This is a genomic window from Stenotrophomonas sp. Iso1, assembly GCF_027497995.1.
Taxonomy (GTDB): domain Bacteria; phylum Pseudomonadota; class Gammaproteobacteria; order Xanthomonadales; family Xanthomonadaceae; genus Stenotrophomonas.
Genome location: NZ_JAODBT010000001.1, coordinates 970,629 through 993,067 on the forward strand (window position 1 = coordinate 970,629; position 22,439 = coordinate 993,067).

At 61.1% G+C, this 22,439-nt stretch carries 20 protein-coding genes and 5 tRNA genes; 21 read left to right on the plus strand and 4 right to left on the minus strand.

Features of this window, described 5'->3' with window-relative positions:
• Nucleotides 1-39: 39 nt before the first annotated feature.
• The 9 genes from PAN08_RS03990 to PAN08_RS04030 all read left to right on the plus strand — a co-directional run bounded on the left by PAN08_RS03990 (nucleotide 40) and on the right by PAN08_RS04030 (nucleotide 7,617).
• Nucleotides 40-1,725 carry a tetratricopeptide repeat protein gene (locus PAN08_RS03990; RefSeq protein ID WP_269790238.1) on the plus strand — a complete coding sequence of 562 codons (1,686 nt, stop codon included), beginning with the start codon at nucleotides 40-42 and terminating at the stop codon, nucleotides 1,723-1,725.
• Nucleotides 1,722-2,384, plus strand: a complete 663-nt coding sequence (lolB, locus tag PAN08_RS03995; RefSeq protein WP_269790239.1) for a lipoprotein insertase outer membrane protein LolB — start codon at nucleotides 1,722-1,724, stop codon at nucleotides 2,382-2,384. The genes PAN08_RS03990 and lolB overlap by 4 nt, the downstream gene beginning before the upstream one ends.
• Nucleotides 2,381-3,256 carry a 4-(cytidine 5'-diphospho)-2-C-methyl-D-erythritol kinase gene (gene ispE / locus PAN08_RS04000; protein ID WP_269791163.1) on the plus strand — a complete coding sequence of 292 codons (876 nt, stop codon included), beginning with the start codon at nucleotides 2,381-2,383 and terminating at the stop codon, nucleotides 3,254-3,256. Before lolB ends, ispE begins: the two co-directional genes overlap by 4 nt.
• A gap of 3 nt (nucleotides 3,257-3,259) precedes the next feature.
• Nucleotides 3,260-3,336: transfer RNA gene (locus tag PAN08_RS04005), tRNA-Gln, on the plus strand.
• A gap of 110 nt (nucleotides 3,337-3,446) precedes the next feature.
• The gene (locus PAN08_RS04010) at nucleotides 3,447-4,406 is read left to right on the plus strand and encodes a ribose-phosphate diphosphokinase (RefSeq protein ID WP_057633081.1); all 960 of its coding nucleotides are present in this window, start codon (nucleotides 3,447-3,449) and stop codon (nucleotides 4,404-4,406) included.
• A gap of 105 nt (nucleotides 4,407-4,511) precedes the next feature.
• Nucleotides 4,512-5,120: a 50S ribosomal protein L25/general stress protein Ctc gene (locus tag PAN08_RS04015; protein ID WP_269790240.1), complete on the plus strand. Its 609-nt coding sequence runs from the start codon at nucleotides 4,512-4,514 to the stop codon at nucleotides 5,118-5,120.
• Between the two features lie 52 nt (nucleotides 5,121-5,172).
• Nucleotides 5,173-5,754 (plus strand): aminoacyl-tRNA hydrolase, encoded by a 582-nt coding sequence (gene pth, locus PAN08_RS04020; protein WP_269790241.1) that lies wholly within the window; start codon nucleotides 5,173-5,175, stop codon nucleotides 5,752-5,754.
• Between the two features lie 72 nt (nucleotides 5,755-5,826).
• The gene (gene ychF / locus PAN08_RS04025; RefSeq protein ID WP_269790242.1) at nucleotides 5,827-6,918 is read left to right on the plus strand and encodes a redox-regulated ATPase YchF; all 1,092 of its coding nucleotides are present in this window, start codon (nucleotides 5,827-5,829) and stop codon (nucleotides 6,916-6,918) included.
• A 576-nt stretch (nucleotides 6,919-7,494) separates the two neighbouring features.
• Complete coding sequence (locus PAN08_RS04030) at nucleotides 7,495-7,617, plus strand: hypothetical protein (protein WP_269790243.1); 123 nt, start codon at nucleotides 7,495-7,497, stop codon at nucleotides 7,615-7,617.
• 253 nt (nucleotides 7,618-7,870) lie between these two features.
• Here PAN08_RS04030 and PAN08_RS04035 read toward each other — a convergent pair whose 3' ends face one another.
• From PAN08_RS04035 to PAN08_RS04050, 4 genes are all read right to left on the minus strand, one after another.
• On the minus strand, nucleotides 7,871-8,500 hold the full coding sequence (locus PAN08_RS04035) for a response regulator transcription factor (RefSeq protein WP_269790244.1): 630 nt from the start codon (nucleotides 8,498-8,500) through the stop codon (nucleotides 7,871-7,873).
• Between the two features lie 12 nt (nucleotides 8,501-8,512).
• Nucleotides 8,513-8,875 (minus strand): Hpt domain-containing protein, encoded by a 363-nt coding sequence (locus PAN08_RS04040; RefSeq protein ID WP_269790245.1) that lies wholly within the window; start codon nucleotides 8,873-8,875, stop codon nucleotides 8,513-8,515.
• Between the two features lie 178 nt (nucleotides 8,876-9,053).
• A complete protein-coding gene (locus PAN08_RS04045) occupies nucleotides 9,054-11,888 on the minus strand; it encodes a response regulator (protein ID WP_269790246.1) in 2,835 nt (944 codons plus the stop codon).
• Nucleotides 11,889-12,038: 150 nt separating this feature from the next.
• Nucleotides 12,039-14,834, minus strand: coding sequence for a TonB-dependent receptor (locus tag PAN08_RS04050; protein ID WP_269790247.1), 2,796 nt, complete (start codon nucleotides 14,832-14,834; stop codon nucleotides 12,039-12,041).
• Between the two features lie 243 nt (nucleotides 14,835-15,077).
• Between PAN08_RS04050 and PAN08_RS04055 the strand changes: the two genes are divergently transcribed.
• The 12 genes from PAN08_RS04055 (at nucleotide 15,078) to rplJ (ending at nucleotide 22,407) form a co-directional block, all read left to right on the plus strand.
• Nucleotides 15,078-16,043, plus strand: coding sequence for a cyanophycinase (locus PAN08_RS04055; protein WP_269790248.1), 966 nt, complete (start codon nucleotides 15,078-15,080; stop codon nucleotides 16,041-16,043).
• Between the two features lie 112 nt (nucleotides 16,044-16,155).
• Entirely contained in the window at nucleotides 16,156-17,172 is a 1,017-nt protein-coding gene (locus PAN08_RS04060; protein ID WP_269790249.1) for an isoaspartyl peptidase/L-asparaginase, read from the plus strand.
• A 137-nt stretch (nucleotides 17,173-17,309) separates the two neighbouring features.
• Nucleotides 17,310-17,395 (plus strand) — tRNA-Tyr (locus tag PAN08_RS04065).
• 29 nt (nucleotides 17,396-17,424) lie between these two features.
• Nucleotides 17,425-17,498, plus strand: a tRNA-Gly gene (locus tag PAN08_RS04070).
• 37 nt (nucleotides 17,499-17,535) lie between these two features.
• A tRNA-Thr gene (locus PAN08_RS04075) sits at nucleotides 17,536-17,611 on the plus strand.
• Between the two features lie 47 nt (nucleotides 17,612-17,658).
• A complete protein-coding gene (tuf, locus tag PAN08_RS04080; RefSeq protein WP_269790250.1) occupies nucleotides 17,659-18,849 on the plus strand; it encodes an elongation factor Tu in 1,191 nt (396 codons plus the stop codon).
• Between the two features lie 101 nt (nucleotides 18,850-18,950).
• Nucleotides 18,951-19,026, plus strand: a tRNA-Trp gene (locus PAN08_RS04085).
• 50 nt (nucleotides 19,027-19,076) lie between these two features.
• The gene (secE, locus tag PAN08_RS04090) at nucleotides 19,077-19,484 is read left to right on the plus strand and encodes a preprotein translocase subunit SecE (RefSeq protein WP_057636142.1); all 408 of its coding nucleotides are present in this window, start codon (nucleotides 19,077-19,079) and stop codon (nucleotides 19,482-19,484) included.
• Nucleotides 19,485-19,494: 10 nt separating this feature from the next.
• Nucleotides 19,495-20,055, plus strand: coding sequence for a transcription termination/antitermination protein NusG (nusG, locus tag PAN08_RS04095; protein WP_269790251.1), 561 nt, complete (start codon nucleotides 19,495-19,497; stop codon nucleotides 20,053-20,055).
• A 204-nt stretch (nucleotides 20,056-20,259) separates the two neighbouring features.
• A complete protein-coding gene (gene rplK, locus PAN08_RS04100; RefSeq protein WP_057636147.1) occupies nucleotides 20,260-20,688 on the plus strand; it encodes a 50S ribosomal protein L11 in 429 nt (142 codons plus the stop codon).
• Nucleotides 20,689-20,692: 4 nt separating this feature from the next.
• The gene (gene rplA / locus PAN08_RS04105; protein WP_269790252.1) at nucleotides 20,693-21,391 is read left to right on the plus strand and encodes a 50S ribosomal protein L1; all 699 of its coding nucleotides are present in this window, start codon (nucleotides 20,693-20,695) and stop codon (nucleotides 21,389-21,391) included.
• A gap of 482 nt (nucleotides 21,392-21,873) precedes the next feature.
• Nucleotides 21,874-22,407, plus strand: a complete 534-nt coding sequence (gene rplJ, locus PAN08_RS04110; protein ID WP_269791164.1) for a 50S ribosomal protein L10 — start codon at nucleotides 21,874-21,876, stop codon at nucleotides 22,405-22,407.
• Nucleotides 22,408-22,439 lie beyond the last annotated feature (32 nt).

A 22,439-nucleotide genomic window follows, 5' to 3' on the forward strand; every position in this document is an offset into this window, starting at 1 on the left:
GCTGTTGAAGGCCGCCATTTTACGGCCCGGTCGCGTCAGATGCCCGTATTCCATCGCATATGCAGCGTTCTGTTGTTTTCTCTGCCGGTTTTCCCGGTGCTGGCGGCCCCTGTACGGGCCACCCAGGCTCCCGTGGCGGCTGAAGCAGCAGACCCCATGACTCCGGTGCTGGCCGGCGAGTTTTCGTTGCAGGCCGGTAAGTTGGCCGACTCGGCGCGCTGGTATCTGCTGGCTGCGCAGGAGGCGAAAGGAGATGTTGGGTTGGCCGAACGGGCTACCCGCATCGCCATGCTGGCCGGCGACGATGCCGGCGCCAGTCAGGCGCTGGCGCTATGGGCGCAGCGCGATCCGAGCGCGGTAGCCGTGCGCGCGACCCGCGCGTCGCTGGCCATGCGCAAGGGCGACGCCCGCCTGGCTCGTAAAGAGCTGCTGGCGGTACTGCATTCCTCCGAACCCCGTGCCTGGCGCTACGCGCTGCTGGCGCTGGCAACCGGTGGCCGTGACCCAGCGGTGCCGGCGCAGGTGCTGGGCGAGTTGGTCGACGCCAATGCCATCCCCGAAGATCTGGAGGCTTGGCAGGAGTTCGGCCGTCTGGCACTGCGCATGGAGCGCCCTGAGCTGGCGCGCCGCATGGTGGGTGAAGTGGTCAAACGCTTCCCGGACGAGCCGCGCGTGGCCCTGCTGCATGCCACCCAGCTCAACCAGTCCGGCAAGAAGGACGAGGCGCTGGCCCTGCTCAAGAATGTGGAGCCCAAGGCCGCGCAGGATGAAGAACTGCGCAATGCGCTGGCCATCACCTATGACATGTTTGGTGAGCCCAAGGCGGCCGAGCACGTGCTGGCGGTCGGCGAGCAGAACCTGCAGACCTGGGGCATGCGTGCCTCGTTGCTGGCCAAACAGAAAGACGACGTGGCGCTGTTGGCGCTGTATCGGGACATCTCGGCCAAGGCCAGCAAGCCGGACCCGGATCAACGCTTATTGCTGGGCAAGATTGCCGAATACCTCAAGCGCTATCAGGAGGCCGTGGACTGGTACCACAGCGTGCCGGGTGGTCCGCTGCTTGGCGAGGCGCAGTTGCGCGCCGTCAATGCGCTGTACCTGATGGGCGAAAAGGTGCAGGCCACCACCGAAGTGCATGCCATCCAGGCCGATGCGGCGGTGGATGATGACCTGCGCCGCGATGCGTATCTGCTGGAAGCCGAGCTGCAGCAGCGCGAGAACAATGCCGATGCAGAGATGGATGTGCTGGCCCGTGGCCTGGCCGCGTATCCGGACGACAGCGCGTTGTTGTACGCCCGCGCGCTGTCCTGGGAGCGCAACGACAACGTGCCGCGTGCCGAGGCGGATCTGCGCAAGATATTGGTGGCCGAACCGGAAAACGTCGCCGCGCTCAATGCGCTGGGTTACACCCTGGCCGACCGCACGCAGCGTTATCAGGAAGCATTGGAGCTGATCGACCGCGCGCGCGTGGCCGAGCCGGACAACGCCGCCATCGTCGACAGCTACGGCTGGGTGCTCTATCGGCTGGGTCGCAACGAAGAGGCGCTGGTGCATCTGCGCCGCGCCTGGGGCCTGAACAAGGATCCGGAAATCGCCACACATGTCGGCGAAGTGCTGTGGGTGATGGGTAACAAGGAAGAAGCGCGACGCTTCTTCGACGAGGCCCGCAAACTGGATCCAGACAACCGCGCGCTGCAGCGTGCGATCGAGAAATTTGGCGTATGAACACAATAATGATGTGGCGAGCGCCACTGGTATTGCTGGTGGCGGGCGCGCTGGGCGCCTGTAGTTCGGTCTCCACGCGGCAGAAAGCACCGGTGGCAGCGGAGGTGGAGCGCGTCTCCGAACAGGCCATGGCTGCCGAGCAAGTGCGACAGGCAACGCTGCGCGCGCAACCGGAGTGGTCGTTCCAGGGGCGGGTGGCGATCAGCAAAGGCCGCAATGGTGGCAACGGCCGCATCGACTGGCAGCAACAGAATGAACGCTACCGGGTCAGTCTGTCGGCGCCGGTCACCCGGCAGAGCTGGCAATTGACCGGCGGTGCCGGCGAGCAAGCGCGACTGGAGGGACTAGAGGGTGGTCCGCGTGGCGGTGATGACGCCAGCCAGGTGCTGCTGCAGGCCACCGGCTGGGAGATACCGGTCGAGCAGCTGCCCGATTGGGTGCGAGGCCTGCCGGCGCAGATGGCCGGCGCGCCAGACCACCAGGGCTTCGATGCCGACGGTCGCCCGCGCGTTCTACGCCAGCAGGGTTGGCAAGTTGATTACCTGGATTGGTACCCGGCCGAAGCCGGTCGCCCGTCGCTGCCGCGTAGGATCGAGGCCGTCAATGGCGACGCCAAAGTGCGCCTGATCGTTGATGAATGGGGCGCTGGCGGGCAATGACGGCGGTCGAAGAGGCGGGTTGGTCATATTGGCCAGCACCGGCCAAGCTGAATTTGTTTTTGCATATCACTGGCCGTCGGCCAGATGGTTATCACGAGCTGCAGACTGTATTCCGCCTGTTGGATTGGGGGGATCGCATCGGCCTGCGCCTGCGTGAAGACGGCCGTATACACCGCGATGGCCCTTCGGTGCCGGGTGTGGCGGAGTCCGATGATCTGGTTGTTCGTGCGGCGATTGCCCTGCAAAATGCCTCCAATTGCAGGCAAGGTGCGGACATCCGGGTTGAAAAGCGAATCCCTGCAGGCGGCGGGTTCGGCGGCGGATCGTCCGATGCCGCCACTGTGCTGGTGGCGCTGAACGCCCTGTGGGGCACCGGTCTGAGTGAGGATGCGCTGGCGATCATTGGCCTGCAGTTGGGTGCTGACGTGCCGGTATTTGCGCGCGGACACAGTGCCTGGGCCGAAGGCGTGGGTGAAAAACTGCAAGCAATCAACTTGCCAAAGGCTTGGTATGTGCTGGTAGATCCGGGTGTTCACGTACCCACGGCTGAACTTTTTCACTCGCCGCATTTGACGCGGGATGCTGCGCCCGTGAAAATAGCGGACTTCGCTTCCGGGACCGTCCTCGGAAATGCGTTCGAGCCGGTACTGCGGCGTCAGGAACCCGCCATCGAGGCAGTGTTCCAGACCTTGTCAGGTATCGGTCGAGCACGGCTCACAGGGTCGGGAAGCGGTTGTTTCGTCGAGTTCACCACGCGCGTTGCTGCAGAGCAGGGCCTGGCGAAATTGCCGAAGGAACTGCGGGCATGGGTAGCTGCGGGCGTTGATCGCTCGCCACTGCTTGATGTACTGGATACGACGGGAATTGTTTGATGCAGGGGCGTCGCCAAGAGGCCCAAGGCACCAGGTTTTGATCCTGGCATTCGTAGGTTCGAATCCTACCGCCCCTGCCACTCCTTTCCCCAAGGTTGTAAGCACAATGGATGTGCGCGACCCGCAATACGCGCCATCACTGCTGTAATCCCGATCCTTCCGCTACTCGCCCCCGCCCGAGAGAGCTGTCATGCAAGATTCCCCGAACCTGCTGGTCTTTTCCGGCAACGCCAACAAACACCTTGCGCAGAGCATCTGCAAGGAACTGGGGGTGAGGCCGGGCAAGGCGCTGGTTTCCAAGTTCTCCGACGGCGAAGTACAGGTCGAGATCCAGGAAAACGTGCGTAAGCAGGATGTATTCGTGGTCCAGTCCACCGGCGCCCCGAGTGCGGAAAACCTGATGGAACTGCTGGTGATCATCGACGCGCTCAAGCGCGCGAGCGCCGCTTCCGTCACTGCGGTGGTGCCGTACTTCGGTTACGCCCGTCAGGACCGTCGCATGCGTTCCTCGCGTGTGCCGATCACGGCAAAGGTTGCTGCAAAGATGTTCTCGGCCGTGAACACCGACCAGATTCTCACGGTCGATCTTCACGCCGACCAGATCCAGGGCTTTTTCGACATGCCTGTGGACAATGTTTATGCCTCGCCGCTGCTGCTCGCCGACATCTGGCGCGCCTACGGCACGGACAATCTGATCGTGGTCAGCCCGGACGTTGGTGGCGTGGTACGCGCCCGCGCCGTGGCAAAGCGCCTGGATGATGCCGACTTGGCCATCATCGACAAGCGCCGCCCGCGAGCCAACGTCGCCACCGTGATGAACATCATCGGTGATGTTGAAGGCAAGACCTGCGTGATGGTCGACGACATCGTCGACACCGCCGGCACCCTGTGTGCTGCCGCTGCTGCCCTCAAGGCGCGTGGCGCGCTGAAGGTGGCTGCGTACTGCACCCACGCCGTGCTCTCGGGCCCGGCGGTGGACAACCTGAACAACTCCCAGCTCGACGAGCTGGTGGTGACCGACACTATTCCGCTTTCCGAAGTGGCTCGCGTCTGTCCCAAGATCCGCCAGATCAGCGTGGCCGAAATGCTGGCCGAGACGATGCGCCGCATCGCCTTCGGTGAGTCGGTCAGCTCGATGTACGTGGATTGATTTTCCGGTCCCCGGCTTCGGCGGGGGGCCGCACCGGGCTCTTCTGGTCGCGGAAGAGTCTTTACGCAGCGTCGCGAGGCGTTGCATCAACCTAGAGTAGTCAACATGGCAAAGTCCCACGAAATCAAAGTCGCCCGTCGTGACATGCAAGGTCAGGGTGCGAGCCGCCGCCTGCGTCACGCCGGTGTGGTTCCGGGTATCGTTTACGGCGGTGATCGTGAGCCGGTGATGGTTCAGTTCAACCACAACGAAATCTGGCTGGCCCAGTTCAACGATTGGTTCTATTCGTCGATCATCGACCTGAACCTCGACGGCACCAACCAGAAGGTGCTGCTGCGTGACATGCAGCGTCACCCGTACAAGCAGCTCGTCATGCACCTGGATTTCCAGCGCGTGAACGAAAACGAAGTGCTGCACGCTTCGGTGCCGCTGACCTTCATCAACGAAGACACCTCGCCGGCTGGCAAGGCTGCCGACGTGCTGGTCACCCACGAGCTGAAGGAAGTGGCAATCGCCTGCTTGCCGAAGGACCTGCCGGAGTCGATCGAAGTCGATCTGGGCGAGCTGAAGGCTGGCGACGTTATCTATCTGTCGGGCCTGAAGCTGCCGGCTGGCGTGGAAATTCCGGCGCTGAAGCTGGGCAAGGGCCACGACGACGCAGTCGTCATCGCCAAGATCGCTGACGCTGAAGAAGAAGAGGCATCGGCCGAGTAATCGGCATGTTGTGCCCGTCCCCCGGGGCGGGCACAACGGATGCATCTGACAGATGACTGGCTTGCGACTGATCGTCGGTTTGGGGAACCCTGGACCCGAACACGCCCGGACCCGGCACAATGCCGGGTTTCATTTCGTTGAGGCCCTGGCAGAGCGGCAGGGTGCCCGCTGGACGCTTGAAAGCAAGCTGTTCGGAGAAGTTGCCAAAGTCGATATCGACGGACAGCCGGTGTGGCTGCTCAAGCCGGCGACCTACATGAATCTTTCCGGTAAATCCGTGACCGCTGCGCAGCGGTTCTGGAAGATCGAGCCGGAAGAGACGTTGCTTGCACACGACGAACTGGACATGCCGCCCGGCGTGGCGCGGCTCAAGTTCGACGGTGGGCACGGTGGCCAGAACGGCCTGCGTGACACCATTCGCCTGCTTGGCCACGGCAAGTTCCACCGTTTGCGTCTGGGTATCGGCCATCCGGGTCACAAGGACCGTGTGGTGGGTTGGGTGTTGAACCGTCCCTCGCCGCAGGATGCGGTGCTGATGGAGCAGGCCATTGATGCGGCCATCGACGTGATGCCACTGGCAGTGGCAGGTGATTTCAATGAGGCCATGAAGCGGTTGCATACCGCCCGGCCATGATTGCGGCTTGCGGTTTCACGGGCGAAAGCCTGGTGGAGAGCGCAAGCCGGAATCTCGAATCGTGGAGTTAGCATGGGTATCAAATGCGGCATCGTCGGCCTGCCCAACGTAGGCAAGTCGACCCTGTTCAATGCACTGACCAAGGCGGGCATCGCTGCGGCCAATTTCCCGTTCTGCACGATCGAGCCGAATGTCGGCATCGTGCCGGTTCCGGACCCGCGTCTGAACCAGCTGGCTGAAATCATCAATCCGCAGAAGGTTGTGCCGACGGCGGTTGAGTTCGTAGATATCGCCGGTCTGGTGGCGGGTGCTGCCAGCGGCGAAGGCCTGGGCAACAAGTTCCTGGCACACATCCGCGAAGTCGACGCGATCACCCACGTGGTGCGTTGCTTCGACAACGACGACGTCATCCACGTCAACAACAAGGTGGATCCGTTGTCGGACATCGACACGATCGACACCGAGTTGGCACTGGCCGATCTGGACAGCGTTGAGAAGGCATTGAACCGCGCCGAGCGCGCTGCCAAGGGGGGCGACAAGGATGCAGCGGCACGCAAGCCGGTGCTCGCCAAGTTGCAGGCCGCGTTGTCTGACGGCAAGGCCGGTCGTGCAGCAGGCCTGGACGAAGAAGAGAAGGCGCTGGTCCGCGACCTGTTCCTGCTCACCCTCAAGCCGGTGATGTACATCGCCAACGTGCTGGAGGATGGCTTCGAGAACAATCCTCACCTGGACGCCGTGCGCGCCCGCGCCGCTACCGAGGGTGCTGAAGTAGTGCCGGTGTCGGCTGCGATTGAAGAAGAGCTGTCGCAGTTGGACGACGAAGACCGTGACACCTTCCTGGCGGATCTGGGCCTGGCCGAGCCGGGTTTGAATCGCGTCATCCGCGCTGCCTATAGCCTGCTGGGCTTACAGACATACTTCACCGCGGGTGTGAAGGAAGTACGTGCCTGGACCGTCCGCAAGGGCGCTACTGCGCCGCAGGCAGCGGCAGTCATTCACACCGATTTCGAGAAGGGCTTCATCCGCGCCGAGACGATTTCCTTCGAGGATTTCATGAAGTACCGCGGCGAAGCCGGTGCCAAGGAAGCAGGTCGCCTGCGTCTGGAAGGCAAGGAATACCGCGTGCAGGAAGGCGATATCCTGCATTTCCGCTTCAACGTCTGACCTATCGCACGTTGCAGCAGACAGCAAAGCCCCGCAATGCGGGGCTTTGTTGCATCTGGTCGAAGGCATTGTCAGTGATTGCCCCGGAGTTCGGCGGCGTCCAGCTCTTCGGAGGAGCGGCTTATGCGGCGAAGCAGAGAGCTATTCCGAAACAAAAATGCTCGCAGTGTGACTTCCTTGCCGCGTCCCGCGTCCCGCGTCCCGCGTTGCGCGCTTCGCAGCATCCAGAAACACTCCCTCATTCGTGGACCTCACAAGCGGAAGTCCCCGCATGCTGAGCCTCTAGCCCCGGAAAGCGCAGGGCATGGGTGGCCCGCGCTCGGCGCGAGGTGACCTGCGGATTGAGATATCGCTTGCCCATGCTGTCGCTTCGCCCGATTGAATCTCCGAGCAGCGCTGCATCTGCTCCGGCTGCGACGTCGGACGTGTGGGAGAACAAACAGGCCCCGCATTGCGGTGCTCTGTTGCGCACGGGCCGGAGATTGCTCCACCAAACCTGCAGTTGGACGCGATGGGCGCCAATACTAGTGGCGTTGCTGGTGAAAATTTAGCCATATATCGCAAGGCATTGCTGCAATGGAAGTTTTTCGTTTTATCCACATCTTCCTCGCATCGCATTCCACACCTGCTGTGGAGAAGTCGCCAGAGGACGATCGTCAGCAGCGCGGCGGGCTAGTCGTGCGGCTGGTGAAAAATTGACCAAGGTTTGAAAAGCACTGGTGTGGCTGGGTTATGCGCGGTTATCCACATCTTTCCCGCACTCCACTCCACATGGCGTGTGGAAAACGCGACGGATGCACCGCGATTTACCGAAAGCCACGCATTGGACGAATGGTTAAAAAATGAGCATCTCCTGCAGAGCCTTGCCAGGCAAGGGTCGGCAAGGCTTATCCACATGTTTCCCTCGACAGTCTCCACATGCGCTGTGGAGAACCGTACAGGGTGACGCGGCTCAACGGAAAAGGTCGGATTCCAGGCAGAGCGCGATGAGGTCCTGGTCGCTCTGCGTACCGAGTTTGCGCATGGCGTTGACCTTCTGCGTGCTGACGGTCTTGCTGCTGCGATTCAACTGCTTGGCGATTTGGCTCACACTTTTTCCGTTGATGAACAATCGCATGACTTCCAGCTCGCGAGGGGACAATGCGGCCGGACTCATGGTTTCCAGCGCCTGCAGACGCTCCTCGGGCGATTGTTTTGCACGATAGATGCGCCGTGACTGCAGTGTGGACAAGGCTACGCGCAGCTCCAGCAGGTCACCGCTTTTGCGCACGACGCCATTGGCACCCGCACGGTACATGGCTGCGACCATCGAGGGCGTGGAGATCATTGTCAGTACCAGCACTTTGCAGCTCGGAAAATGGCGCCGCAGGTAGGAGATCAGCTTGATGCCGTCCCCCAGCGGGCCGTTCCCCGGCATGTTGTAGTCGCATATCACCAGGTCGGGTGAAAGTGCTTGCATCATCTCCACCAGCGCTGTTGGTGAGAGTGCCTGGCCAATGATGTCCAGGCCAGCTTCATCCGCAATTACGTCGCGGACGCCGGCCAATACGATGGGGTGGTCATCGGCAATGATGATCTTCATGCTTGGTGCTCTTCAGACGCGCGGCAGCGGGAAATAGGCATCGGTACGTTGCCACTCATTGGGTTCCAGCCCTGACAGCGCTGAATCCAGCGCTGTCAGAAACCGGACCGTCAACGCCAGGCAATCCTCCGGTGCGGCACCTTTGGCGATGGCGTCCTCGATCAACCAAGCCGTGTCGGCAAGATGTTGTGCCGAGACAATCATCAGTGCCCCACGAATGCGGTGCAGCATCTGCTGCATCACGTCCAGGCGCTGGAACTGTACGGCGGCCTCCAGTCGCCGTTGATCGCTGCGCATCGCAGGCAGAAAGACTTCGCGTACCGCCTCCGGCACCACCATGTGATCGCCGGGCTTGTCGGTGAAGGTCAGGTTCAATGCGCGCGCCTCCGTGTCATGGGCAGCGAGTATGCGTAACAGCGGGATGAGCACGTGGTTGAAGGGCGCCTATTGACTCGGAAACCTTGATGTCGGAGTTGTTCTGCGGGCAACTGCAGGAGTGCGGTATGGACGTGGGGGGACGATGGCGGAGGTGGCGTGGCACGGAATACAGGGCTCATGCCGATGTGCCGTTTTGCGCGTTGCCTAGCGCCTGACGCAGTGCTTCGATGCTGATGGGCTTGAGCAGGTAGTCATCCATTCCTTCGCGAAGCGCGCGTGCACGGTCTTCATCGGAGGTATCGGCGCTGGCGCCAATGATGGGAATGGTGAAGCCGCGTGCGCGTAGCTTTCGGGTCAAGGTAAGGCCATCCATTGCGGGCATGTTGAGGTCTGTCAGCACAGCATCAAACTGCCCTGTCTCGCAGTAGGCCAACGCCTCACGCCCATCACAGGCAGTGACCACGCGGCACCCCAGAATTCCCAGTTGCTCTTTGAGCAGCAGCAGGTTGATGGGGTTGTCCTCGGCTACCAGCACGCGCAGTCCCAGCGCCCTGGCAGCCTGCGACGTCGCGGGAACGCTGGGCGTTGGATGCGTTTTGTCCTGCAGGTCGGCAACGGCTTGGGCGATTGCGCGGATGCTGAACAATGTCACCGTCAGTTGGTTCGGATGTGCTGCATCTCTGCTCGGTACGTCGCCAGCTTCCGGCAAGGCGACAACGCGCGGGCCGGGCCAACCGACGGTGAGGCTGTCGCGCGGGTCGCTGTCGACCAGAATCGCGTCATCGGTGGTTGGTGCGGTGCCGACGACATAGGGAAGCGCGGTGGCGCCCCAGCGTTGTAGCCAACGACAGGCGCTTTCCACCAATTCGGGGATGGAAGCGCGGACATAGACTGGTGGGTGGCTTTGCAAGCGTGGTGTGACGTCTTCCGGGGCTGCATCGCCGCTGTCGACCAGCGGCAACGGGAGAGTCACGCTGAAGCTGCTGCCCAGACCGAGATCGCTGACCAGGCGTAGTTCGCCCTTCATCAGTCGAACCAGGTGGTCGCTGATGGACAGGCCAAGGCCGCTGCCTTCCCCGCGAGCTTGACTGTCGAGTTGTCCAAACGGTTTGAACAAACGCGCCTGCTCTGACGTCGCGATGCCCGCGCCGGTATCGGTGACCTGCCAACTGATCGAAGCGATGCCGTCCTGGCATTTCAGCAGGCGGACCCGCAGAAAGATGCGTCCGCTGTCGGTGAACTTGATGGCATTGCTGAGCAGGTTGCCCAGCACCTGGCGGATACGGTCGGCATCGCCCATCACCTGCGAGGGTAGGCGTGGGTCGGTGCAGACCAGAATCTGCAATTGCTTGCGCATCGCTGAATCTGCATAGGAACGCAGCGTGCTTTCTGCCAGGTCCAACGGAGAGAACGCGGCAGCCGTAAGTACCAGCTGGCCGGACTCGATTCTGGAGACATCCAGCGTGTCCCGTATCAGTTGCTGTAATACCGATGACGACTGCTGGATAAGCTGCAGATACTGCGCTTGCTTGGCATCCAGCGGCGTGCGCGTCAGCAGCTCCAGCGTGCCCAGCATGCCGTAGAGCGGCGTGCGGATCTCATGGCTCAGCGTGGCAACGAAACTACTTTTTGCCTGGCTGGCCATGTCAGCGGCGCTGAGAGCGGCTTCCAGTGCTGAGCGCATCTGCTGGTGCTGGCTGACGTCATTGAAGACGCACAGCGACACAACTTCATCCTGGTAACGGGTAGCCGCAAACAGCACCTGCAGCTGTCGGCCGCAGTCTGTCGTGAAATCTATCGCGTTACCGGTATGCACTGCGGACCTGCTGTCGACATGCCGCCAGAGACCATTCCAGTCGCCTTTGCTGGTATCGCAGCCCAACCAATCGCGGGCGAGCTGGTTCTCAAGCACTACCTTGGCGTCGCTGCAACGCAGGACGCACATGCCGACGGGGGCCATGTCGATCAGCGTGGCACCGAAGTCGAAACTCTCCAGTAATTGACGGTGCTGTTGATGGGCCGGTTGGATCAGTTGCCGATCAATCCGGCGCATCACTACCCACAATGCGGCGGCTGCGAGCAGGCAGAGCAGCAGCGTGGCTGCGATGTGACTGCCGATATCCCGTAGCAGCTGCAACATTGGCAGGTGGTAGACCAGCCGCCAACCGTCCTGGCCGATGCCTTTGACCAGCGCCAGGCCTCTGGGCAGACCAAGTACCCACACGACAGAGAACGCGTCCTGGCGATGTGCATCCAACCAGTTGATTGGCAGCTGGGTATCGGCGGGGTTGGAAAGTATCTGACGGTCGTGGGGATTGAGCAGCGTGACACTACCGACACGTCTGGCCTCGATGGCCCGGTTGACGGAATTTGAATCCAATACCAGAACCAGCCAGTTATCCGAACCGATGCTGTCGCCAACGCTTCGGTAGAGATAAATCGCTGCATTCTCCTGCGGCGGTGCCAGCCAGAACACCCGCGACGTGTTGCGCGCCGATAGCGCATGTTGCTGCAGCAGCGAGGGGTCCAATGCAGGCAGCAGGGACGCAGTGTGCTGATGCGGGGTATGCAGCCAGCGCATCGGGGCATTTGGGTCGGAGCTGACATGCAGCAGTTGGGCGCCCAGCGCATCAAGGGTGCTCTCGGCCTTTGTCGACAGCAATAGCTGCAGTGGCAAGCCAGTGGGCGTAGTGCCCAGCGGTACGCAGCGCAGACCTTCCATGTTGCTCACAGAACACGCTGACGAGTGCCGGGCAGGGGACGCGATGACAGCGTCAGCGAGGTACTTCAGCAACGCCTCGCGTTCATCGAAATACAGTTGTGCGCGATACGCCGCAGCGTTCATGTCGCGACGATGCAGCGAAGTGGCCTCACCCAACTGCGCGGCGAGATAGAAGCCAGCAGTGCCTAGCAAGCAGAGCAAGACGCAGGCGGACAGCCAGCGCAGCAACACAGACGCCGCTACCAAGCGGGCGTCAATACTTGGGCGCCGGGGGAGGAAGCGATGCATCAGCGCATGCTATGGAGCACATGCTGATGCGCACATCAGTTAATTCCTAATTCTCTGGTGGAGAAAGTCTTGGAGAGAACGTCTGGCTTCTCTTAATAGACAAAGCCCGCCAGGTGGCGGGCTTTGTGGGTGGAGCAGGGTGGCGATGGCTTACAGCGCGCTGCCGCCCAGCTTCCAGGTCAGCTGCACGAAGTAGCTACGGCCGATGCTGTCGAACCACGAGGTGTCGTAGTACGGGTAGTTGGACCAGGTGGCGTCCTTCGGCGGCATCTTGTCGAACAGGTTGTTGACCGACACCGAGACGCGCAGATGGTCGTTGATGTCATACCGCCCACCGGCATTGAAGCGCCAGGTGGAATCGGTCCACGCATCGTTGTCGTAGTTGGCGACGCGGCCAAGGTAATTGCCGAAGAGGCTAGCGCCCCATGCGCCCTTGTCCCAGCTCACGCCCAGGTTGCCCTTGGTGCGCGGAAGGGTGGTGGCGCTGAAGCTGACATCGAGCATGTCTTCGGACGGATCCCCCGGGAACTGCTGGCGCGTGTGGCGGTGCGTCCAGTTGTAGTTGCCGCTGAAGCTGAAGTTGCCGGCACTGGCGGTCTGCAGGCGGTAATGCGCGGCAACATCGATGCCCGACGTCTCTTCGTTGGCGATGTTGATCGGACTGAAGTGGACGCTGGTGATGTTGCCATCCGTATCGCGGATGACGCGGGCCAGGGCGTCCACGCAGGTCGGTGAATTGATGTCCACCGAAGCGCCGCTATCGGTGGCGCCGAGGCGGCAGTTGGCTTCGTCGATACGCAGTTGTTCGCGATCCTGCGTCTGCACCTGGTTCTCGATGCGGATCTTGTAGTAGTCCACCGCCAGATCGAAGTTGGCGACCGGCGACCACACGAAACCGGCGGAGAACGACTTGCTGGTTTCCACGTCCAGCTGCATGTTGCCGCTGTAGACGTCGAAGGTGCTGACGTCGTAGTTGTCAAATTCGCGGTCGTAGCATTCGCCGTCAGTCGCACCGGTGTTTTCAGAACGGCAGGTTAAGTAGTCGGTGGCGGCGCGGGTACGGTAATAGTCATTGCCTGCGAACAGGTAATGCATGTCCGGTGCGCGGAAACCGGTGCCGTAGGAACTGCGGATCAGCAGCGTGTCCACGGGACGCCATTCAAGCCCGGCGCTGTAGGTGAACTTGCCCGGGTCCTTGTTGCCGTAGCTGTAGCGGTCGTAACGGCCGGCCACACTTGCATCCAACGTGGACAACAGCGGTATGCGCAGTTCGCCAGCGGCACTCCAGTGATCACGGTCGCCGCTGCCATCGCCGTAGCGGGGACCGTAATACGCGTCTTCCGTCAGCGCGAGCGGATCGGGATTGATGCGGTAGGACTGCTTGCCGTATTCCAAGGCACCGGCGAAACCGACGTCACCGGCGGGCATCGTGAACAGCGCGGAGTTGTCCACGGTGAAGCTGAGGTTGTCGTTCTTCGCCTTGGGGCGGAAGGTAGACATCGCGGCGATGGAGGCGAACTCGGCTGTCGTCAGCGGCGTGAAGAGGCGATCCGGATCGGGGTTGTAGATGGCATAACCATTGTCGTCGTAGCCCAGCCGTTCACCTAGGAACAGTCGGTTGGCAGCCTCGGCCTTGATGCGTGGCATCTCGACGTCGGCCTTGTACTCGGAGTGGTTGTAGGCCGCTTCCCAGTTCCATGCATCGGCGAAATACCCCTTCAGGCCGGTGGTGATGGCCATCGTCTTCTGGGTGGTGGTGTTCATGCGGTTCTTCAGACCGCCCACTTCTTCGGGCGTGAACTGGCGCGACCACAATTCAAGGCGGTCGGTGCCGGCGTTGTAGAAGACCTTGTTGCGATAGTTCTCGTTCGACGCCGGGTCGTGGAACTCCCAGCCCATGTGGTCGCTGGCCACGTCGTTGCCGTTGGTGCCGGTCAGCAGGCGGACCTTCTGATGGCCGAGCTGCACGTCGGCAAACCACGACAGGTTGTCGGAGAAGCGGTACTCGAACGAACCATAGGCATTGGCGCCCTTGCGCTCGTTTTCGATGGTGCGATACGCGATGGCGCGTTCGCTGCCGCAGTACGGGCCGTAGTCGTTTTCCGCCAGCACCGTGGTGCCTTCATTGAGCCCGGACATCGCTGCGCAATCGTCGGATGGCGCGATGTTTTCGTCGGTCTCCCAGTTCATCAGCTGGGCGGTGAGTCGGGGTAGGCGACGCTCGGCGGCGGGGGAGTCGAGCGTCGAATTCTGCACGCCGCGCTCGGTGCCCCACAGCGGGCGCTTGTTCAACAGTTCCACGCCGACAATGCCGCTGAAATTTCCGTGCTCGAAGCCGGTCGTCAGTGTCAACTTGTGCGATTCACCACCGCCACGGCTGGTGTCGCCATAGCGGTAATCGATGGTGGTGCCGTCGGTGGATTTCTTCAGGATGAAGTTGATGACGCCAGCCATCGCGTCGGAGCCGTACACGGCGGATGCGCTGCCGGTCAGTATTTCGACACGATCAATCATTCCCAGTGGAATGTTGCCCACGTCGGTGAAATTGCTGCGGCCATTGAGTGGCAATGGGAAGTCGGCAATGCGACGGCCGTTGACCAGCACCAGCGTGTGATTGGGGCCAAGGCCGCGCAGGTCGACCGCTTGCGCGCCTGGTGTGGATTGCGCACCGGTAGTGTTCTGTTGACCTTGGGTGCTGCCGCCGTTCTGGCTCAACGAGCGCAGCACGTCGGGGACGGAAGTGAAGCCTGCCGATTGAATCTGCTCGGCCGTCACCACCGTGATGGGTGCCGGTCCTTCCACCTGTGCGCGTGGAATGCGCGAACCGGTGACCTGCACGGTGTCCAGTTGTTGGGGCTGGCCTCCGGATGCGGTCTGGGCCAGGACGGGGGCAGACATGGCCAGCAAGGCCATCTGGATTGAACACACCATTGCGTGTTTACGCATGCAATCAGCTCTCTGATGAAAAGTGTTCTGGAAATTCCCGATCCAGCGCCTCAGGAGGTGCCGGTTGCCCCAGTCAGAAAATGTGAATGGGTTGCCGCATCTAACACCTTTTTTACAACCTTGACCACTGCCGAAAAGTCTGGCATTAGGGCTGTAAGCGATTACAGCTGCAGGTAAAAAAGCGCAATGAAACGTAAGAGTTCCTGGCTTGGCCGATGGTTTCTTTTGGCACTATTTGGTTGCGTGACTAGTGCTGCTGTTGCACAGGATGTGCACGGGTCTTCCTCGTCCGGCTATCGCTACTACGAGATTGGTGATCTCGCCGCGCCGCGTCCGGGCAAGACCGAGGCCGCAATGATGTTGATGGGCGGTGGCGACTTCCCGCCGGATGCTTTCCATTGGTGGGTCGAGCGGGCCGGTCACGGCCGCGTGGTGGTTCTGCGTGCCTCTGGCGCTGACGAGCTGCAGAACGAGATCTACAACGATATCGGTGGTGTTACCGCCGTGCAGACGCTGGTGTTCGACAGCCGCAAGGCCGCGGATGATCCGGCTGTGTTGCGCGTGGTGCGTGGTGCCGATGCGATCTTTATTGCTGGTGGCGACCAAGCGCGCTACATCCGCTTCTGGAAAGGCACGACACTCAATACGGCATTGAATGAGCACATCCGCGCCGGCAAGCCGATTGGCGGCACCAGTGCCGGTTTGGCTATCCTCGGCGGTTACGCCTATGGCGCATTGGATGGTGGGAGTGTCGATTCGCATACCGCCATGACCGACCCGAGGGGTAGCCAAGTGACCATGGACAAGGATTTCCTGACCATGCCGTTCCTATCCAACGTGGTCACCGATACACACTTCGCCAAGCGTGATCGCCTGGGGCGTCTGATCGTATTCGTGGCCCGTGCCGCGCAGGAAAAGGGCCAAAGCGACATCGTCGGTATCGGTGTCGATGAAGACACCGCGCTGTGCGTGGAGGCTGACGGTCGTGGTCGTGTTTATTCGTTGAACGACGGTTACGCGTGGCTGGTGATGCCGCGCCATACGGCCAACCGCTTGAGTAATGGTGAGCCGCTGAATTTTGGCGCTATCCCGGTAACCGGCGTGGGAGAGGGCAGTCGCCTGCACCTGGAAGGCTTCAAAGTCGACAATGCTGCCTTCACCGCGGTGGCCAGCGTGGTGGATGGCGAATTGCAGTTGCGGCCGCACTGAGTTGCCTGCAAACAGGCATGACGAGAGGGGGCTTCGGCCCCTTTTTCATGCGCGACTGTTCAGGTCATCGAAGGGACGCCTAGAATCGGGTTCCTTTCCGGAGTGAAGAAACATGAAGCTGACTTCTGCGGTACTGCTCGGCCTGGCGTCGTTGTCTTCGGGAGCGGCGGTGGCGGCGTCCTCGCCCTTGCTGGTCATCCACGGCGGTGCCGGCGTCGAGCGCAAGGATTTCAGTCCGGAGGAGGAGCGTGCGGCACGCGCTGCACTGACCGAAGCCCTACGCAAGGGGCATGAAGCATTGATGGCGGGCAAGCCGGCGATGGATGCGGTAACAGCCGCCATCACCGTGCTGGAAGACGACCCGACCTTCAATGCGGGGCGCGGCGCGGTGTTCACCCATGACGGCAAGAATGAGTTGGATGCCTCGTTGATGGATGGCGCCACCCTGCGTGCGGGCGCAGTGGCTGGTGTGCACACGGTACGAAATCCCATTCTGCTGGCGCGTGCGGTGATGGAGCATTCCCCGCACGTGATGATGGTGGGCGAGGGCGCGGAGATGTTCGCCACTGAGCAGAAGATCCCCTTGGTCGACCCGTCCTACTTCCGCACCGAGAAGCGCTGGCAGCAGCTGCAGCGTGCGCTCAAGGAAGAGGCGAGCGGTCAGGCGCATGCTGACCTTGAAACCGCAAAGCACTTTGGTACGGTCGGTGCCGTGGCACTGGATACGGAAGGCAAGCTGGCTGCAGGCACCTCGACCGGCGGCATGACCAACAAGCGCTATGGGCGAGTGGGTGATTCACCCATCATTGGCGCCGGCACTTATGCCAACACGCGCTGTGCGGTGTCTGGCACCGGCTGGGGCGAGTTCTACATCCGCTTGGCGGTCGCGCATGAAATCTGCGCCCGCATGCAATACCTCGGCGAAAGCCCGGCACAGGCCGGTGAGGAAGTCATTGGGAAACGCATACCGGAGCTTGGTGGTGATGGTGGTGCCATCGTGCTTTCCGCTGACGGTCGTGCATCCACGCCATTCAATACGGAAGGCATGTATCGCGGCTGGATCGGTGCAGATGGTGTGCCGCACATTGCGATTTTCGACAGCGAAAAGCTGAAGATGCCTGGCGATTGATGTGTGTGCTGCGCGTGGACAGAAATATTTCATCAGATGTGAAGATTTCTGTTGACAGTATCGGCCTTCATCACCAGAATAGCGCGCTCTCCCACCCCTGACCGTTTAGGCCAAGGTCCTCAAAAAAGGGGTGGAGCGGAGGGATACCCAAGCGGCCAACGGGGGCAGACTGTAAATCTGCTGGCTTACGCCTTCGGTGGTTCGAATCCACCTCCCTCCACCAGTTTCAATGTTGTGATGTGTGTTCCCGGTGCGGGAGTAGTTCAACGGTAGAACCTCAGCCTTCCAAGCTGATGGTGCGGGTTCGATTCCCGTCTCCCGCTCCATTGAACGATCCTGAAAACATGTCATAATAGAAAACTCGCTCACGTAGCTCAGTCGGTAGAGCACCTCCTTGGTAAGGAGGAGGTCGAAGGTTCGATTCCTTTCGTGAGCACCATCTTGCCGATAGCGCCATAACCAACCTGTTACCGAGAAGAAGCAGCCATGTCCAAGGGTAAGTTCGAACGTACCAAGCCGCACGTCAACGTCGGCACCATCGGCCACGTCGATCATGGCAAGACCACGCTGACTGCCGCGCTGACCAAGATCGGTGCAGAGCGCTTCGGTGGCGAATTCAAGGATTACTCGTCCATCGACGCCGCCCCGGAAGAGAAGGCTCGTGGTATCACGATCTCGACCGCGCACGTTGAGTACGAATCCGCGAACCGTCATTACGCCCACGTCGATTGCCCGGGCCATGCTGACTACGTCAAGAACATGATCACCGGTGCCGCCCAGATGGACGGCGCGATCCTGGTGTGCTCGGCCGCTGACGGCCCGATGCCGCAGACCCGCGAGCACATCCTGCTGTCGCGTCAGGTTGGCGTGCCGTACATCGTCGTGTTCCTGAACAAGGCCGACATGGTGGACGACGCCGAGCTGCTCGAGCTGGTGGAAATGGAAGTGCGTGAGCTGCTGAGCAAGTACGACTTCCCGGGCGACGACACCCCGATCATCTCGGGTTCGGCTCGTATGGCGCTGGAAGGCGACCAGAGCGAAATCGGCGTGCCGGCCATCCTGAAGCTGGTCGATGCACTGGACAGCTGGATCCCGACGCCGGAGCGCGACGTGGACAAGCCCTTCCTGATGCCGGTGGAAGACGTGTTCTCGATCTCGGGCCGCGGTACCGTGGTGACCGGTCGTATCGAGCGTGGCGTGATCAAGGTCGGCGAAGAAATCGAAATCGTCGGTATCCGTCCGGTCCAGAAGACCACCGTCACCGGTGTGGAAATGTTCCGCAAGCTGCTGGACCAGGGTCAGGCAGGCGACAACGCCGGTCTGCTGCTGCGCGGCACCAAGCGTGACGACGTCGAGCGTGGCCAGGTTCTGGCCAAGCCGGGTTCGATCAAGCCGCACACCCAGTTCGACGCCGAAGTGTACGTGCTGTCGAAGGACGAGGGCGGCCGTCACACCCCGTTCTTCAAGGGCTACCGTCCGCAGTTCTACTTCCGTACCACCGACATCACCGGCGCTTGCGAACTGCCGGAAGGTGTTGAGATGGTGATGCCGGGTGACAACGTCAAGATGACCGTCACCCTGATCAACCCGGTGGCAATGGACGAAGGTCTGCGCTTCGCCATTCGCGAAGGCGGTCGTACCGTCGGCGCCGGCGTGGTCGCAAAGATCATCGCTTAATTTGTAATACCGGCAGTTGCATTGCGCTGCCGGTCTTGCGAACGGCGGGCCGGGAAACTCGGTCCGCCTTCGCCGTCTAAGGGAAGGCAGGTTTTTTCAGTACGCCAGTAGCTCAATTGGCAGAGCAGCGGTCTCCAAAACCGCAGGTTGGGGGTTCGAGTCCCTCCTGGCGTGCCACTTGCAACTCTCTATCCAGTGACCTTGGTCGCACTAGCAACAAGAGTCGGATGAACAGCAAGATTGACCACTCCAAGTCCGCCGCGTCTGGTGGCGATATCGTCAAGTATGTAGGTGCCGCGTTGCTGGTACTTGCAGGCCTGTTTGTGTGGTTCTGGTTCTCCGATCCGGTGCGTGCTGCCCAGTTGGGTGCATGGTCTGGCCAGTTGCGAGCCTTGGCTGTCGTGGTGGGTCTGGTTGCTGGTGGCGGTGTGTTCATGCTGAGCACCAAGGGTCGCCAGACTCTCGAATTTCTTTCCGAATCCCGTTTTGAGCTGCGCAAGGTCGTTTGGCCGACCCGCCAGGAGGCCATCCGTATGACGTGGGTGGTTGTCGTGGTGGTGATCGTGTTGAGCCTGCTCTTGGGTGGTTTCGATTTCGTGATCCAGAAGCTGACCCAGTGGTTCTTGGGTCGTTGAGGAGATATCAGTGAAGCGTTGGTACGTCGTTCACGCCTATTCAGGTTTTGAGAAGTCGGTGGCGCAGGCATTGCGTGATCGAATCGTGCGTGACGAAATGCAAGAGCTTTTCGGCGACGTGCTGGTTCCCACGGAAGAAGTGATCGAAATGCGCTCCGGCCAGAAGCGCCGTTCCGAGCGCAAGTTCTTCCCGGGCTACGTGCTGGTTCAGATCGAGACCCACGAAGAAGCGGGTATTCCGCGCATCGATAACGAGAGTTGGCACCTGGTGAAGGAAACCCCGAAGGTCATGGGTTTCATCGGCGGTACTGCTGATCGCCCGTTGCCGATTCGTGACGAAGAGGCTGCTGCCATCCTGGATCGTGTTCAGGAAGGTGTTGAGAAGCCGCGTCCGAAGGTGCTCTTCGAGCCGGGTCAGATGGTCCGTGTCACCGAAGGTCCGTTCAACGATTTCAATGGCGTTGTGGAAGAGGTCAATTACGAGAAGAGCCGTGTGCGCGTCTCGGTGTTGATTTTCGGTCGCGCCACCCCGGTCGAGCTCGAGTTCGGACAGGTCGAAAAGGCAGTCTGATGCCCTTGGCGCCTGCCTGTTCAGGCGGGCGCAAAAAAAACTGATAGAATTGCCGGCTCCCTGTAGTGGGGGTTCAATCAAAGGCTGCCGCGAGGTGGCCTTTGGTGCGATTCAAGGATTTCAAAGCGCGATGCCGGGACGCGTGATTCTCGGTCCGATGGGGAGCCTGTTGTCGTAAGGCGCTAGCACCCGGAGAGTACTCAAATGGCAAAGAAAGTTGTCGGTTACATCAAGCTGCAGGTAAAGGCCGGTCAGGCCAATCCCTCGCCGCCGGTCGGTCCTGCGCTGGGTCAGCGCGGTCTGAACATCATGGAATTCTGCAAGGCGTTCAATGCCGCCACGCAGAAGCTGGAGCCGGGTCTGCCGGTGCCGGTGATCATCACGGCCTATTCGGACCGTACCTTCACCTTCATCACCAAGAGCACCCCGGCGACCACGCTGCTGAAGAAGGCCGCAGGCATCACCTCCGGTTCCAAGCGCCCGAACACCGATAAGGTAGGCAAGGTCACTCGCAAGCAGCTTGAAGAAATCTGCAAGGCGAAGGAGCCGGATCTGACGGCTGCTGACCTGGACGCCGCCGTGCGTACGATCGCGGGCTCTGCCCGTTCCATGGGCCTGGTGGTAGAGGGATAATCTGATGGCACAGACCAAGCGTGAGAAGGCCGCAAAGGCCGCCGTTGTCCCGGGTAAGGCATATGCCTTCGAAGAGGCTATCAACATCCTGAAGACTGTCAGCAAGGCAAAGTTCGTCGAGTCGATCGACGTGGCTGTGCGCCTGGGCGTGGACGCGAAGAAGTCGGATCAGCAGGTGCGCGGTTCGACCGTGCTGCCGGCCGGTACCGGTAAGTCGGTCCGCGTGGCAGTGTTCGCCCCGGCTGGCGCCAAGGCTGATGAAGCCCTGGCCGCTGGCGCTGAAGCCGTCGGTATGGACGATCTGGCCGAGAAGATGCAGGCCGGCGATCTGAACTATGACGTCGTCATTGCTACCCCGGACGCCATGCGCGTTGTCGGTAAGCTGGGCACCCTGCTGGGCCCGCGTGGCTTGATGCCGAACCCGAAGGTCGGCACCGTTGCCGCCAATCCGGGTGAAGCTGTCAAGAATGCCAAGTCGGGCCAGGTGCGTTACCGCACCGACAAGGCTGGCATCATCCACTGCACCATCGGCAAGGCCAGCTTCGAAAACGCTGCGCTGCAGTCGAACCTGCAGGCGCTGCTGCTGGACTTGATCAAGGCCAAGCCGGCCACCTCGAAGGGCACCTACCTGCAGAAGGTTTCGGTCAGCTCGACGATGGGCCCGGGCGTGACGGTTGATCAGTCCTCGCTGACCCTGAAGTAATTGTTTCAAGCGGCCTCGGTACCTTTGGTGTCGAGGCCGTCATTTTGAAGGCATCGTGCAGGCTTGCCCGCACGATAGCCGTCAAAGACCGCAGGCGCGGTCAGCGCATACCGGCGACGGGCACGGAAGCTCGATCTGGCAAGGAGTCGCCGCCGGCATAGCGGGATCGCTTAATCGATTCTTCACGGAATCAACCTGCGTAGATGGTGATGCCCTTCTGGAGTTTTCTGGTTTAACGCACGTCTGGGATTTCCCAGGTTGGCCCACTCCAGGTCTAGAACGGCCACCACCGGAGCATCACCCGATGTTCCCGGCGTCCAGGATGGATGCCGCCATGGACCGCAAGCGGCAAGGAGCCGTAAGCGGAGTTTGTTTGAAGCGAAGATCAGCAATTCGATATTGGAGATTGGCGAAAGCGGGAAAGCCGCTTGCGTGAATCCCAGATCCCGAATTTCCAATCGCCGCTTAAACGGAGGAGTGCAATGGCTCTCAATCTGTCCCAGAAGCAAGAAGTAGTCGCCGAGCTGGCGGACATCGCAGCCAAGGCTCACTCCTTGATCGCAGCCGAATACGCTGGCACCACGGTCGCTCAAATGACCGCGATGCGTAAGCAGGCCCGCGAAACCGGCGTTTTCTTGAAAGTTGTCAAGAACACGCTGGCCGCGCGCGCCGTTGAAGGCACCGAATTCGCCGTCGCAAAAGACCAGATGGTTGGTCCGCTGCTGTATGCGTTTTCGCTTGAGGAGCCCGGCGCAGCCGGTCGCCTGATCAAGGATGCAGCCAAGGGCAACGACAAGCTGAAGGCGAAGGTCGTGGCAATCGGTGGGGAACTGTTCCCGGCCAGCCACGTCGACGTGCTGGCATCGCTGCCGACCCGTGATCAGGCCCTGGCCATGCTGGCCCGCGTCCTGACCGAGCCGGTGACCATGTTCGCTCGCGCCATCAAGGCTATCGGTGAAAAGCAGGAAGGTGGTGCAGCTGCTGAAGCTGCCGAGCCGGCCGCTGAAACCGTCTGAGTTCGATGTCTTAGTGGTTCTGCAAAGAACCT